The sequence below is a fragment of the Cronobacter condimenti 1330 genome (assembly GCF_001277255.1).
Taxonomy (GTDB): Bacteria; Pseudomonadota; Gammaproteobacteria; order Enterobacterales; family Enterobacteriaceae; genus Cronobacter; species Cronobacter condimenti.
In genome coordinates this window covers 2,126,299-2,140,309 of the sequence record NZ_CP012264.1, presented here as the reverse complement: position 1 = coordinate 2,140,309, position 14,011 = coordinate 2,126,299, and the positions used below count along the sequence as shown (strand labels likewise).

Genomic DNA, 14,011 nt, shown 5'->3' with positions numbered 1-14,011 from the left:
GGAGTAGCTATGCAATCAATTGATTTTTATTTGGTGGATGCGTTTGCTGATAACACCTTCGGCGGCAATGCTGCCGCCGTGTGTCCGTTAATCGAATGGCTGCCGGATGAGACGCTGCTTGCGATGGCGAAGCAGCATAACCAGTCGGAGACCGCGTTTTTCGTGCGCACCGATGAGGGCTTTGAACTGCGCTGGTTCACGACGTGCGATGAAATTAACCTGTGCGGTCACGCCACGCTTGCCGCCGCGCACGTGATTTTCGAGCATCTCGATTATCCGCACAGCGACATCCGTTTCTCGACGCGGTTTGTGGGTGATCTTACCGTGACGCGCAGCGGCGACTGGCTGACGCTCAATTTCCCGGCCTGGCAGACGCAGCCGGTGGAGACGCCCGCGCTGTTACTGTCAGCGCTCGGCATTACAACACCGGTGGCGGTGCGCGCCGGGCGTGACTATCTGGTGGAGCTGGCAAGCCAGGCGCAGGTGGAGGCACTGACGCCGGACATACACGCCATGCTGTCGCTCGGCAAAACGGTGTGCGTGACGGCGCCCGGCACGCCGGGTGGCCCGTATGATTTCGTGAGCCGCGTTTTTTGCCCCGGCGAAAGCGTTGCAGAAGATCCGGTCACCGGCTCCGCGCACAGCATGCTTATTCCTTACTGGGGAGAAAAGCTCGGTAAAACGAAGATGCGGGCGTATCAGGGAGCCGCGCGGGGCGGCGAATTGCGCTGTGAATGGCAGGGAGAGCGGGTGTTTATTGGCGGGCAGGCAGTGACTTATCTTATCGGGCAGGTGTTGTTGCGCTAATGGTATCGGCGCCCGCTGCGGGCGCCTTCGCATGGTCAGGGCAGGCGGGCAATATTCTCTTTAATCACCGCTGCCGAATGCAGGAACTTCGCCTGCTCATCGCCCTGTAGTTGCAGTTCAATAATCTGCTGCACGCCGTTTTGCGCCAGCACGGCCGGTACGCCGATGGCAACGTTTTCTACGCCATATTCCCCGTCCAGAATGCAGGAGACCGCCAGCGCCCGGTGGCTGCCGGTAAAAATATTGCGACAGATTTCGGCTATCGTCCCGGCAATACCGTATTCGGTACAGCCTTTACGCGCGTAAATTTCAAACCCTAACTTACGCACCCGGTCTGCCAGCGCGGCGGTATCAAGCGGCTGGCCGGTCTTGCGTTCGTAAACCTGCGCTACGGGCGAGCCGTAGACCGATGAGTGCGACCAGACCGGAAACTGGGTGTCGCCATGCTCGCCGAGGATAAACGCATCAATGCTTTGCGGCCCAATATCGAGCGCTTCGGCGAGCGTGCGGCGCAAGCGCGTGGTATCGAGCCACACGCCGGTGCCAATAACCTGGCTGCGCGGCAGGCCAGAGAGTTTCCACACCTGCCAGGTGATGATATCGCACGGGTTGGTTGCCACGAGAAAGATACCGTTGAAGCCGCCCGCCATCATTTGCGGCACGATCTGGTTGACGATGCGCGCCGTATTGGTGAGTTCGTCAAGGCGCGTCTGGCCCGGTTTGAGCGCGCCACCTGAGACGGTAATGACCGCGATATCGACATCGGCGCAGTCGCGGGCCTGGCGTGCGGAAATTTTTACCATCCCCGGCATATACGCGGCGGCGTCGCGCAGATCCTGGCAGTGGCCTTCCACACGGGCAGCGTCCAGATCCACCAGAATCAGCTCCTCACCGATATTCTGGTTCAGCAGCGCCCAGGCGGCGGCGGTACCGACATTGCCTGCGCCGATAATCATCACTTTTCGTGCTTTGTTGTTCATGGCGTCATTCCTTGTTAACCCTCTGGCGCACAGAGTACCCCTACAACCCGGTGCCCGGAAATCCCCCGGAACGATTTAAACGTGCACTATAAGACAATCCTCTGACCATGGGGTTGCACGGCCGGGACGAGCCGGTAAAGCTAATAAAAACAAAAAACAGGAGCGCACCCATGTATCAGATAACGCTTGCGTCGCCAGACAGCGCCGAGAGCCGGGCGCTGATCGCTGCCCTTGATGCTTACCAGAACACGCTGTATCCCGCCGAGAGCAACCATCTGGTCGATCTCGCCGGGGTTGCCGACGACACGCTGATTTTTATGCTGATCCGCCACGCCAGCACCGCCGTGGGCTGCGGCGCTGTGCTGCTGACTGGTGACGGGTTTGGCGAAATTAAACGGGTGTATATCGATGAGCGCCATCGCGGGCAGAAACTCGGGGAAAAACTGATGGCGGCACTGGAAGCCGCCGCGCGTTTACGCGGCTGCCATACGCTGCAGCTTGAAACTGGCATCCACCAGAACGCGGCGGTGAAACTCTACGCGCGCTGTGGGTATACGCACACCGGGCCGTTTGCGCCGTACCAGCCCGATCCGCTGAGCCTGTTTATGCAAAAGCCGGTGTCGGACATGTCGGCAGAAGCGCGCTAAACGCCTCCAGCTGGCGGGTTTTCGCACCGCGCCGCCAGATAAGCCAGGTATCGATATAGCGCCATTTGTCAGCAAGCGGCCACGCCTGCACCTGATGGCTCCCCGGCATACTTTCCAGCATGCTGCGTGGGATCATCGCCACACCGGCGCCAGCGACCACACATGCCAGCATACCGTGGTACGACTCCATCTCATGGATTTTGCCCGGCATCGCCTGATCTTCTTTAAACCAGCTTTCAAAATGTCGACGGTACGAGCAATTCGCGCGAAAGGCGTAAATGCTCGCGCCGTTGATCGTCTGCGCGCGGGTCACCGGCGGGTGTCCGGCGTGCGCCACCAGCATCATCTCTTCCTGATAAACCGGCATCCCCTCAAGATTAGGATGCAGCACCGGCCCGTCAACAAACGCTGCGCTCAGTTCACCCGCCAGCACGCCGTCAATCATCGTACCGGACGGGCCGGTGGCCAGATCAAACTGAATCTTCGGGTAGCGCTGGTTAAAGGCGGCCAGCACAGCCGGGATGCGCACCGCGGCGGTACTCTCAAGTGAACCGAGCGAGAAAATGCCCTGCGGCTCATCGCCGGACACCACTTCGCGCGCCTCCTGCACCAGTGCCAGGATGCGTTTGCTGTACGCAAGGAAACTGTGGCCCGCAGGCGCCAGCTTCAGACGCTGGTTTTCGCGGATAAACAGATCCACCCCTAAATCTTCTTCGAGCTGGCGGATGCGGGTGGTCAGGTTCGAAGGCACCCGGTGCACGCGCTGGGCGGCGGCGGTGATACTGCCGGTGTCGGCCACGGCGTTGAACATTTCAAGCTGGGTTAAATCCATTGCATTCTCTCCGGGTGAATGGAATCGTCAATATTATTCACTTTTCAGAAATACCAGAGCAGGCCAGGCTATGCCAATAGTTTTGACGGTGTCGTGTAAAAAACCGTCATGCGTAGCCAATTAGAAGAGAGGCCTGTTGATGAGCATTTCCCCTGCAACCCATGCGATTTCTGTAAACCCGGCAACGGGCGAAACCCTGGCGGCGTATCCGCTTGCGAGCGCCGATGAGGTTGAACTGGCGATTAATCGCGTCGCTGAAGGTTTTCGCCGCTGGCGTACGGTGAGCATCGACCAGCGCGCGCAAACGCTGCGTGATATCGGCAACGCGCTGCGCGCCCGCAGTGAAGAGCTGGCGCAGCTTATCACCGCCGAGATGGGGAAACCTGTCCGTCAGGCGCGGGGGGAGGTGGCGAAATCCGCTGCGCTTTGCGACTGGTACGCAGACCATGGCCCGGCCATGCTTGCCACCGAACCCACGCAGGTAGAAAACCAGCAGGCGGTCATTGAATATCGCCCCCTTGGACCTGTGCTCGCGGTAATGCCATGGAACTTCCCGCTGTGGCAGGTGATGCGCGGCGCCGTTCCGATTCTGCTGGCGGGAAACACCTATTTGCTCAAGCACGCGCCGAACGTCATGGGCTGCGCGCAGCTGATTAACGCCATTTTTGAAGACGCAGGCGTGCCGGACGGCGTATTTGAGGTTATTAACGCCACCAATGACGGCGTGAGCCAGGCGATTAAAGACTCGCGTATCGCTGCGGTGACCGTGACCGGTAGTGTGCGCGCCGGCGCCGCGATTGGCGCGCAGGCAGGGGCGGCGCTGAAAAAATGTGTGCTGGAGCTTGGCGGCTCCGATCCGTTTATCGTCCTGGCGGACGCCGATCTCGACGAGGCCGTGAAAGCCGCGGTGGCGGGGCGTTACCAGAACACCGGACAGGTTTGTGCCGCCTCCAAGCGGTTTATTGTCGAAGCCAGCATCGCCGAGGCGTTTACCGGGAAGTTTGTGGCCGCCACGCAGCAACTGAAAATGGGCGCGCCCACGGATGATGACACCTTCCTCGGTCCAATGGCGCGTTACGATCTGCGCGACGAACTCCACGCGCAGGTGACCGCCACATTGAGCGAAGGCGCAACCTTGCTGCTGGGCGGTGAGAAAGTGGCCGGCGCAGCCAACTTTTATGCGCCGACGGTGCTTGGCAATGTGACGCGTGAGATGACCGCCTTTCGCCAGGAGATGTTCGGTCCGGTGGCGGCTATTAGCGTGGCGCGCGACGCCGAACACGCGCTGGAGCTTGCCAACGAGAGCGAATTTGGCCTGTGCGCGACGGTTTATACCGCGAATGAAGCACTCGCCGAGGATTTTGCGGCGCGCCTTGAGTGCGGCGGCGTCTTCATTAATGGCTACTGCGCGAGTGACGCCCGCGTGGCGTTTGGCGGCGTCAAGAAAAGCGGGTTTGGCCGTGAGCTGTCGCATTTCGGCCTGCGTGAATTCTGTAATATCCAGACGGTGTGGAAGAATCGCCGCTGAATCGGGGCTTCATACTGCATTTCAGGGCCGCACAGGCGGCCCTTTGTCATACCGGTGACATGATTCTGTCATTTTTGCTTTGTAGACTCGCGGAGGTTTTCGCTGTTTAACGAAGAAAAACATGAACCTAACTAAAATTTCCCGTGCCTTCCGGCGCGTTATGCCGCGTACCCGCTTCGGGCTCATGGCAGGCATTCTGTGTATTATTACGCTTTTCTCCGCACTGCAAATTCTCTCCACCATCATGCTCTCATCGCTCCTTGGCGAGACGCAGCAGCAGGTTGAACACCGCGAGGCGCAACGCCAGCAGCAAGCGGCAATGGACGACGCCCGCGTCACGCTCCTGATGGCAAGCGATCTGCTGAACCGTGCCGGCATCTATTTCATGCAGGATAAAGAGACGGGCTCGGTGGGTAGCTGGAACAGCCTGATGGATGAGGCACAGGCGGCGCTGAAACGCTCCCATGCCTCGTTTGAGCGCTACGGGAAACTCAACCCCGCGAAAGACGATCCGCTGAAGGCGAGTTACCAGAACTTCTATAGCGCGCTGAAAGAGCAGGCAGACGGGCTGGTTACCACCAACAGCATCGATGCGTTTTTCGCCGTCCCTGTGCAGGCGTTTCAGGCGGATTTCAACGATAACTTCGCCCACTATCAGCATGCCAGCGCACAGCGCGCGGATACCGACAGCCATGAATTGCTGGGCGGACTTGAGCAGGCGCAGCGACTGTTCCTTGGGGCGCTCGGCATATTGCTGGTCATTGCGCTACTGGTGTGGCGCAGCATGGCCGTCTGGGTTATCCGCCCGCTCAGGCAGCTTATCGACCATATTAATCGTCTGGCAGCAGGCGATCTCTGTGCGCCGCTGCCGACAGGCAAGCTCGTCAACCTTGAGATAGCCGAGCTTAGCCAGAGCATTCATCAGATGCAGGGCGGCCTGCAACAGCTCGTCAGCGATGTGCGCGAGGCGACATCGGCGATGGTGGCGAATATCAGTGAACTGGCCGCGGGCAACGAACAGCTTTTCAGCCACTCGGCGTTACAGGCGGAAGAGTTGCGTAAAGTGACGTCGCATATTGAAACGCTGGAAGCGCATGTAGAAGAAAACAGTGAATACGCCCGTGTTGCGAATGCCCGTGCCGATGAGGCGCGCGGTATCGCCGCCGGCGGCGACGCGATGATGCAAACCGTGAATGAATCGATGCAGGATATTGTCTCGCGCTCCGCCGAGATGCGCGGCATCGTGGCGATGATAGACAGCGTCGCCTTCCAGACGAATATTCTTGCGCTTAACGCGGCGATTGAAGCCGCCCACGCCGGGAATCACGGACGCGGTTTTGCGGTCGTTGCCAAAGAGGTGGGGTTGCTTGCACGTAAGAGCAGCCAGTCAACGCAGACGATTCAGGCGCTGATCCATCACTCTGTGCAGGGCATTGAAAAAGGATCACAGGCGGTGTCGACGCTTGAAGAAAACCTGCGTCGGGTTATGGCGCTGGTAAGCCATCTGACAGGACTGCTTGGCGAAATCGCGGTTGCGACGGTCAGCCAGGGGGACAGCATTCATCAGGTGACGCAGCGCATTGGCGCGCTCAACCAGGTCGCTGGCGAAACCGGAACGCTGGTGCAACACACCACCCAGGCGTCACTGCGCCTGCGCGAAGGGTCACGCCGCCTCTCGGATGCCGTCTCGCGCTTTCGTCTTCCTGCCTGAGATTGGTATACTCCCGGCCCGAACGATATTCGCGCCGGGAGTTAACGGTGACCAGGCTTAACAACGATTTACTGGCTTCAATTCTTGAACAGGTTCGCCCGCTTGCCGCCAGTGGCAAAGTGGCTGACTATATTCCGGCGCTGGCCGATGTGCCTGCCGACCGGCTCGGCATTGCCGTCTGTACGGTGTCCGGGGATTGCTTTTCGGCAGGCGATGCCGATGAGCGCTTCTCTATTCAGTCTATTTCCAAAGTGCTGAGCCTCATCCTCGCCATGGATCGTTATGACGATGACGAGATCTGGCAGCGGGTGGGGAAAGACCCGTCCGGTCAGCCCTTTAATTCGCTGGTGCAGCTTGAGCTGGAACAGGGCAAACCGCGCAACCCGTTTATTAACGCAGGCGCGCTGGTGGTGTGCGATATGCTGCAAAGCCGTCTTAGCGCACCCAAACAGCGTATGCTGGAAGTGGTACGTAACCTCTGCGGCGCGCAGGATATTGTCTATGACACGCGTGTCGCGCGCTCGGAGTTCGAGCACTCGGCCCGCAACGCCGCCATCGCCTATCTCATGAAATCGTTCGGCAACTTTGATAACGATGTGATTACCGTTCTTCAGAACTATTTTCACTACTGCGCGCTGAAGATGAACTGTGCAGAGCTTGCCCGCACGTTTTTGTTTCTGGCAAATCAGGGACGGGCGCCGCACCTTGATACGCCGGTGATAAGCCCGCTACAGGCGCGTCAGGTAAATGCCTTAATGGCGACCAGTGGCATGTATGAAAGCTCCGGCGAATTTGCCTGGCGCGTCGGGATGCCGGGCAAATCAGGCGTCGGCGGGGGCATTATCGCCGTGGTGCCGCATGAGATGTCGATTGCGGTCTGGAGCCCGGCGCTGGATCACGCAGGGAACTCGCTGGCGGGCATCGAGGCGCTGGCTATCCTCGCGCGCGAAATTGGCCGTTCGATTTTCTGAGGAGGCAGAATGGATGCGCTGTTTGCGCGCCTGAATCGCTCCGCCTTTCGTCGACGTTTTCATCTCGGCGCGAAAGAGCGGCAATATTGCTGGGATAAAGGCCCGGAAGTGATAGACCAGCACGCGGCGGATTTTATCGCCAGACGGCTTGCGCCCGCGTTGCCCGCTAACGACGGCAAACAGACGCCGATGCGCGGGCATCCGGTGTTTATTGCCCAGCATGCAACCGCTACCTGCTGTCGCGGGTGCCTTGCCAAATGGCATAACATCCCGGCGGGTGTGGCGCTCAGTGCATCGCAGCAGACCTATATCGTCGCCGTGATCCACCGCTGGCTGGTGCAGGACATGAACCGCTGACGGCGGGGCGATTTCGGCGTCCTTCTGAAACACAGGCAGATTTGTTATCAAAACGTGTTAAGCTTACTGCTATTCCGTTATCCCGGCGACGTCTCTCTGCCGCCGCCCGCAGCCGTAAGCGAAAGATTATGATTAACCAGGCGAAGTTGACTGGTTTTCGTCAAGACAAGATGCTGTTCAACGCATCACTCCTTTTTCTTCTGACCACGCTGTTCTACTTCCTGGGCGCCATGATGCGTCTGGTCGAACCTTTGTCGCTCTTCTGGCCGCTTAATGCCGTCATGGCGGCGGTGTTTGCCCGTTTCCCGTACCTTAACCGGCCTGGTTATTACGCTATCTGTTATGTGGCGATGCTCGCTTATGACGCGATAACGACCAGCTGGGGTTCAGCGTCGCTGCTCATTAACTTCTCAAATATGGTGTTTATCGTGACCGTCGCGCTGCTGCTGGTGCGCGATAAACGGCGCGGTCCGGCGTTGTCACGCCCGATGAACGCGTTGCGGCTCTTCACTTACTGCCTGCTGGGGGCCGTGTTGTGCGGGTTTTTTGGTGCGATGGGCAGCCTTGGGATTAATGCGCAGGGGTTTCTGCCACTCCTGTGCGACTGGTTTAGCGAGCAGTTCTCCACCGGCGTGCTGTTGATACCGTGGATCTTAACGCTCGCCCGGCCGCGCATGCCCACGCGGGTGAAGCTTGAAACGCTCTGGCCGCTGCTGGCGCTGGTGGCGTCGCTCGCCGCGTCGGTGGTGATTGGCGGTGCGGGGTGTCTGGCATTCCCGGTCGCCGCGCTTATCTGGTGTGCGGTGCGTTATCCGTTGAATGTGACGTGTTTTTTAACGCTCTGCACCGGCGTGCTGCAAATTATCCTCGTCAGTTACGGGATCATCGAAATCAGCTCCGCGAAGCTCTCGGTCGGCAGCCAGATGTTCTCAACACGTCTTGGCGTGGCGACGATTGCTATTTGTCCGGCGATTGTGGCGGTGAGCGTCAGTGCGATTAACGAACTGCTGGCGCAAATCTCCCGGCGGGCGAATTACGATCATCTCACCGGCGTGTATTCGCGCTCCGGGCTTTATGACACGCTGGCGCGGGACGACATTAACCCGTCGCTTGCCGGCAAGCCCCTGTGTGTGATGCTCATGGATCTCGACCATTTCAAGAGCATTAACGATAACTACGGGCATGCCTGTGGTGACGCAGTGCTAACGGCATTTGGTAGAAAGCTGCGGCAGATAGCGGGCGATGAGGCGCGCGTGGCGCGTATGGGCGGCGAAGAGTTTGTCGTGGTCTACCCGGATGTGAAACTCGATCGCGCCTGCCAGCTTGCTGAAACTATCCGCCAGCAAATCGCACAGGAACCAATTATCTACGGCGAACAGACCGTGTCTGTCAGCGTCAGTATCGGGCTTGGCTATGACGCCCATCCGCGCGAGCGCGTGAGCGAGACGTTCAACCAGCTCATGCGCCAGGCAGACGGCCTGTTGTATCAGTCAAAACGGCAGGGTCGTAACCGTACCTCGGTGCAGGAGGCGCATCAATCCACGCTGCGTCTGACACAGCATTTGTCATAACGTTATCGTAACGACTCAGTGACAATGTCACGCGAATAAGATATTGAACTGCCGTTTCTTTTCAGAATCTGACCGATTGTTTATCGAAGCGCTTTAAAGTACTTGCCGGTACGATCCTGGGTTACTAAGATGGCTGGGTTTCGTCACCGGATACTGGTATGAAGAGCGCATCTGAGCAGCTAAACCGTCATCAGCATTCCTCCGCGCTCAGGTTCGTCAGGCGCATGTTTTTCATGCGCCAGCTGGGCACCACGCTCTGCTTTATCCCACTGTACGCGCTGCTGCTGGAACAACAGCGTCCGTTATGGACGCAGGCGTTGCTGGCGGCTAATGCCTTTCTCTGGCCGTGGGTGGCAGCGCAGCGCGCCCGCCGCGCCAGCTCCCCCGCACATACCGAACTGCAAAATTTGCTGGCGGACGCCGCGGCAGGGGGTTTCTGGATTGCCCAGACGGCAGTTTCGCCGCTGACGTCGGTGGTGATAGCCACGATCCTGCTTTCTGATAGGCTCGCGGCGGGCGGGGTCGCGTTGATGCGCCAGGCGGCGTTTATGATGGCCCTGATGTTCGGCGCGACCTGGCTTGCGCTGGATATGCCGCTGCAGGCGGCGGTTTCGTCGCGCACGCTCTATGCGACCCTGCCGCTTATCGCCATTTATGTCCTGGCGCTGAGCCTGGTGAGTCATTCGCTCGCGCAGCGGCTTCGCCAGAAAACCCGTGAACTTGAGCGCCATGCTAATACCGATCCGCTGCTGAATATTGCCAACCGGCGTCAGCTGGAGCGAGATATTCACCGGGCGTTGCAACACTGCGGCAAGGGGGCACAGCCCGCGGCGTTGATGTTTATTGATATTGATGATTTTAAAGCCGCCAACGATCGCTACGGTCACGAGGCGGGCGATCGGCTTCTGGTGCGGTTTTCCGAGATCCTGCGGCACGCCACGCGTCCCGGCGATACGGTAGCGAGGTTTGGCGGTGACGAGTTTGTCGTGCTGCTGCCGGATACGCCGCTTGCCAGCGCCTGTGGGGTGGCCGATCGGATCATGGCGCAGGCAGCCCAGGTGGATGTCTTTCCAGACAACGCGCTTCGCTGCACGCTCAGTATTGGTATCGCGCGTGCCACACCGCAGATGAGCGGGGCGGCGCAATGGCTGAAAGCCGCGGATGACGCGCTTTACAGTGCCAAGCGCGAAGGAAAAAATCGTATTTATGCGCTTTGACGGCGGCGGTCTCTTTGCCTGATGCCGGATACGCTATGCTTCAATTAAACAGTGCTTACAGGTTGCGCAATGAAAACACCCGATATCCCGGTTAATGAGCAGGCGCGTCTTCAGTCCCTGCATGATTCTGGCCTGCTTGATGCGGCGCCGACAGAGCGTTTTGACCGTCTTACCCGGCTTGCGAAGCGCCTTTTCGACGCGCCGGTGGCGCTTATCAGTCTTGTGGATCAAGAACGGCTCTGGTTAGCCTCCTGCGACGGGGCCGCGCTCGATCCCATCCCGCGCCGCGTCTCGTTCTGCGGCCACACTATTTTGAGCAACGCGCCGCTCATTATTACGGATACGCAAAGCGATGAGCGCTTTCGTGATAATCCGCTGGTGAATGGCCCGCCGCATATCCGTTTCTATGCTGGCTGTCCGGTGCGCTTGCCTGATGGTGCGACCGCCGGTTCGCTGTGCATTATCGATACCGAACCGCGTGACTTTAGCGAGGCCGATTCGCACCTGCTGCGTGACCTGGCCGCCATTGTCGAAGATGAGTTTACGGTTCTGAGCGTGGCGACCAGCGACGAGCTGACCGGGCTTTTGAATCGCCGGGGGTTCGCTTCGCTTGCCGGTTATGCGTTTTCTACGCATCGTCGTCGCAGCGAGCCGATGTCGCTTGGGTTTATCGACCTCGACGATTTCAAAGAGATTAACGACACCTGGGGCCATGCGGCGGGTGACGAGGCGCTAAGCGCGATGGCGGCGCTGATGAAAAATGCCTTCCGTGACAGTGATTTGCTGGCGCGACAGGGCGGTGATGAATTTGCCGTGTTATTTAATGATACCGACGATAAGGGCGCCTGGATTGCGATGCAGTATCTGGTCGAGCAGACCGACGCCTTTAACCGTGACAGCGGCAAGCCATGGCGTCTCGGCTTTTCCTGGGGCGTAGTGCAGTTTGATGATGATAAACATCAGGATCTCGCGGGGCTGCTGAAGGCGGCCGATAACGAGATGTATCAGATGAAAACGGCGCATAAAAACGCCGGAAAATAAGATTTTCCTCTGACCGGCTTCTGCTTTTCTCCGTCATGATAGCGGTTATCAGATAACACCTTGATAACCCTACATGGCGGAGTCGTTATGACCTTACCCTTTACCGTGCGTCGCTTAAGCGCCGCCGAAATTCCCTCCCATCTTGATGCCCTGTGCGATGTGCTGATCGACTGCGTGGAAGGCGGCGCGTCGGTGAGCTTCATGCTGCCCATCAGTCGTGAGAAAGCGCGTGAATTCTGGCTTAACGTGGCACAAAGCGCCGCCCGCGATGAACGTATCGTCCTGGCGGCGCTGGGGGCGGACGGCAGCGTTGTCGGTACGGTGCAACTGATACTAAGCCAGCCTGAAAACCAGCCGCATCGCGCGGATGTCTCAAAACTGCTGGTTCATCGTCGGGCACGCCGAGGCGGTATTGCGCAGGCGCTCATGGAGATGCTGGAAAACGAGGCGCAGAAAGCCGGTAAAACGGTCCTGGTGCTCGATACGTCCACCGGCAGCGATGCCGAACGCTTCTATTCACGACATCAATGGCAGCGGGTCGGTGTTATCCCGCATTACGCGCTGATGCCCGACGGCGAATCCTGTGGCACGACACTTTTTTTTAAGCACCTATAAAATTTTTCAATAAATCAGCTCAATTTGATCGAAACGGGGTTTCATTAATCTTTGATCTGATAGCGTGGAGGCAGTTTCAGTCAGTAAATGGCTCTTAATCCATCAAGGAACACATTGTGAAAACATTGAATCGTCGTGATTTTCCCGGCGCGCTCTATCCAGAGCGCATCATCCAGTTCGGTGAAGGGAACTTCCTGCGTGCTTTTGTCGACTGGCAGGTTGATCTTCTCAATGAACACACCGACCTGAATGCCGGGGTGGTTATCGTGCGTCCTATCGCCAGCGATTTTCCGCCATCGCTCAGTACGCAGGACGGGCTCTATACCACGATCATTCGCGGTCTGAATGAGAAGGGTGAAGCGGTCAGCGAGTCCCGACTCATTCGTTCTGTGAATCGTGAGATTGCGGTATACGAGGAGTACGATGCGTTCCTGAAGCTCGCCCATAACCCGGATATGCGGTTTGTATTCTCTAATACGACCGAAGCGGGTATCAGCTATCACGCGGGCGATAAATTTGAAGACGCCCCGGCGGTCAGTTACCCGGCGAAACTGACGCGTCTGTTGTTCGAGCGTTTCAGCCACTTTAACGGCGCGCAGGATAAAGGCTGGGTGATTATTCCTTGCGAGCTGATTGACTATAACGGTGAGGCGCTGCGCGAGCTGGTGCTGCGTTATGCGCAAGAGTGGGCGCTGCCGACGGCCTTTACCGAATGGCTTGAAAGCGCGAACACCTTCTGTTCTACACTGGTTGACCGTATCGTCACCGGTTATCCACGCGATGAAGTTGCGGCGATTGAAACGCAGCTTGGCTATCACGACGCGTTTCTCGATACCGCTGAGCACTTTTACCTGTTTGTCATTCAGGGGCCGCAGTGGCTCGCGCAGGAGCTGCGCCTTGATAAACTGCCGCTTAACGTGCTGATTGTCGACGACATCAAACCGTACAAAGCGCGTAAAGTCGCTATTCTCAATGGCGCGCATACCGCCCTGGTGCCGGTGGCTTTCCAGGCGGGACTGAATACCGTTGGCGAAGCGATGGAAGATGCGCAGGTCTGCGCATTTGTTGAGAAGGCGATCCACGAGGAGATTATCCCGGTTCTGGATCTGCCGCGTGACGAGCTGGAATCTTTCGCCGATGCTGTGGTGAGCCGTTTCCGCAACCCGTATATCAAACACCAACTGCTGTCGATTGCGCTCAACGGGATGACGAAATTCCGCACCCGCATTCTGCCGCAACTGCTGGAAGGGCAGGCGCAACAAGGAACGCTTCCGCCGCGTCTGACGTTTGCACTGGCAGCGCTGATTGCGTTTTATCGCGGTGAACGCAACGGCGAAAACTATCCGCTGCAGGATGATGCCCACTGGCTGGAGCGTTATCAGCAGTTGTGGACAAAGCTTGGCGATAAAACCATATCGCTGCGTGAGCTGGTGGATGCAGTCCTTGCGGACTGTGAACACTGGGAGCAGGACCTGACTGCTATCCCAGGGCTTGCGGAGCACGTTACCCGCGATCTCGACGCCATCCTCAGTAAAGGGATGCGCAACGCTGTCGCGCCGCTGTGCTAATCCCTTTCCCTGTTAAGTGACCCGGCTCCGGCCGGGTTTTTTTATACTGATATCATTTTAGTTACAACATTCTTTTAATGCGTTCAAAAACCTGGTTCTGTAACCACGGCGTTGTCATCGTTCAGGCAGAACGGAAAAGCTAAATCGTCATATTCCTCGCGCAGAC

13 protein-coding genes are annotated in these 14,011 nt (G+C 58.2%); 11 read left to right on the top strand and 2 right to left on the bottom strand.

What is annotated here, in order from left to right:
• Window positions 1-9 precede the first annotated feature (9 nt).
• Window positions 10-807 (top strand): PhzF family phenazine biosynthesis protein, encoded by a 798-nt coding sequence (locus AFK62_RS09770; RefSeq protein WP_007671324.1) that lies wholly within the window; start codon window positions 10-12, stop codon window positions 805-807.
• A gap of 35 nt (window positions 808-842) precedes the next feature.
• Here AFK62_RS09770 and AFK62_RS09765 read toward each other — a convergent pair whose 3' ends face one another.
• Window positions 843-1,787, bottom strand: a complete 945-nt coding sequence (locus tag AFK62_RS09765) for an L-lactate dehydrogenase (protein WP_007671322.1) — start codon at window positions 1,785-1,787, stop codon at window positions 843-845.
• Between the two features lie 170 nt (window positions 1,788-1,957).
• On the opposite strand from AFK62_RS09765, the gene AFK62_RS09760 reads away from it, so the two are divergent.
• The gene (locus AFK62_RS09760; protein WP_007671320.1) at window positions 1,958-2,434 is read left to right on the top strand and encodes a GNAT family N-acetyltransferase; all 477 of its coding nucleotides are present in this window, start codon (window positions 1,958-1,960) and stop codon (window positions 2,432-2,434) included.
• Here the strand turns inward: AFK62_RS09760 and ptrR are convergent.
• Entirely contained in the window at window positions 2,391-3,266 is an 876-nt protein-coding gene (gene ptrR, locus AFK62_RS09755) for a putrescine utilization regulator PtrR (protein ID WP_053531875.1), read from the bottom strand. The two genes, AFK62_RS09760 and ptrR, sit on opposite strands and share 44 nt — an antisense overlap.
• A gap of 139 nt (window positions 3,267-3,405) precedes the next feature.
• On the opposite strand from ptrR, the gene sad reads away from it, so the two are divergent.
• The 9 genes from sad to AFK62_RS09710 all read left to right on the top strand — a co-directional run bounded on the left by sad (window position 3,406) and on the right by AFK62_RS09710 (window position 13,845).
• Complete coding sequence (gene sad / locus AFK62_RS09750; protein WP_053531874.1) at window positions 3,406-4,794, top strand: succinate-semialdehyde dehydrogenase; 1,389 nt, start codon at window positions 3,406-3,408, stop codon at window positions 4,792-4,794.
• A gap of 121 nt (window positions 4,795-4,915) precedes the next feature.
• Entirely contained in the window at window positions 4,916-6,505 is a 1,590-nt protein-coding gene (locus AFK62_RS09745; protein WP_032984357.1) for a methyl-accepting chemotaxis protein, read from the top strand.
• Window positions 6,506-6,552: 47 nt separating this feature from the next.
• Entirely contained in the window at window positions 6,553-7,476 is a 924-nt protein-coding gene (gene glsB / locus AFK62_RS09740) for a glutaminase B (protein WP_007671301.1), read from the top strand.
• 9 nt (window positions 7,477-7,485) lie between these two features.
• Window positions 7,486-7,833, top strand: coding sequence for a DUF4186 domain-containing protein (locus AFK62_RS09735; protein WP_007671300.1), 348 nt, complete (start codon window positions 7,486-7,488; stop codon window positions 7,831-7,833).
• A 128-nt stretch (window positions 7,834-7,961) separates the two neighbouring features.
• Complete coding sequence (locus tag AFK62_RS09730; RefSeq protein ID WP_032984356.1) at window positions 7,962-9,404, top strand: GGDEF domain-containing protein; 1,443 nt, start codon at window positions 7,962-7,964, stop codon at window positions 9,402-9,404.
• 224 nt (window positions 9,405-9,628) lie between these two features.
• Window positions 9,629-10,621 (top strand): sensor domain-containing diguanylate cyclase, encoded by a 993-nt coding sequence (locus tag AFK62_RS09725; RefSeq protein ID WP_032984364.1) that lies wholly within the window; start codon window positions 9,629-9,631, stop codon window positions 10,619-10,621.
• A gap of 69 nt (window positions 10,622-10,690) precedes the next feature.
• The gene (locus AFK62_RS09720) at window positions 10,691-11,662 is read left to right on the top strand and encodes a sensor domain-containing diguanylate cyclase (protein WP_007671295.1); all 972 of its coding nucleotides are present in this window, start codon (window positions 10,691-10,693) and stop codon (window positions 11,660-11,662) included.
• Between the two features lie 87 nt (window positions 11,663-11,749).
• Window positions 11,750-12,277, top strand: coding sequence for a GNAT family N-acetyltransferase (locus AFK62_RS09715; protein WP_007671292.1), 528 nt, complete (start codon window positions 11,750-11,752; stop codon window positions 12,275-12,277).
• Between the two features lie 116 nt (window positions 12,278-12,393).
• Window positions 12,394-13,845, top strand: coding sequence for a tagaturonate reductase (locus tag AFK62_RS09710; RefSeq protein ID WP_007671289.1), 1,452 nt, complete (start codon window positions 12,394-12,396; stop codon window positions 13,843-13,845).
• The last annotated feature ends 166 nt before the right edge of the window (window positions 13,846-14,011 follow it).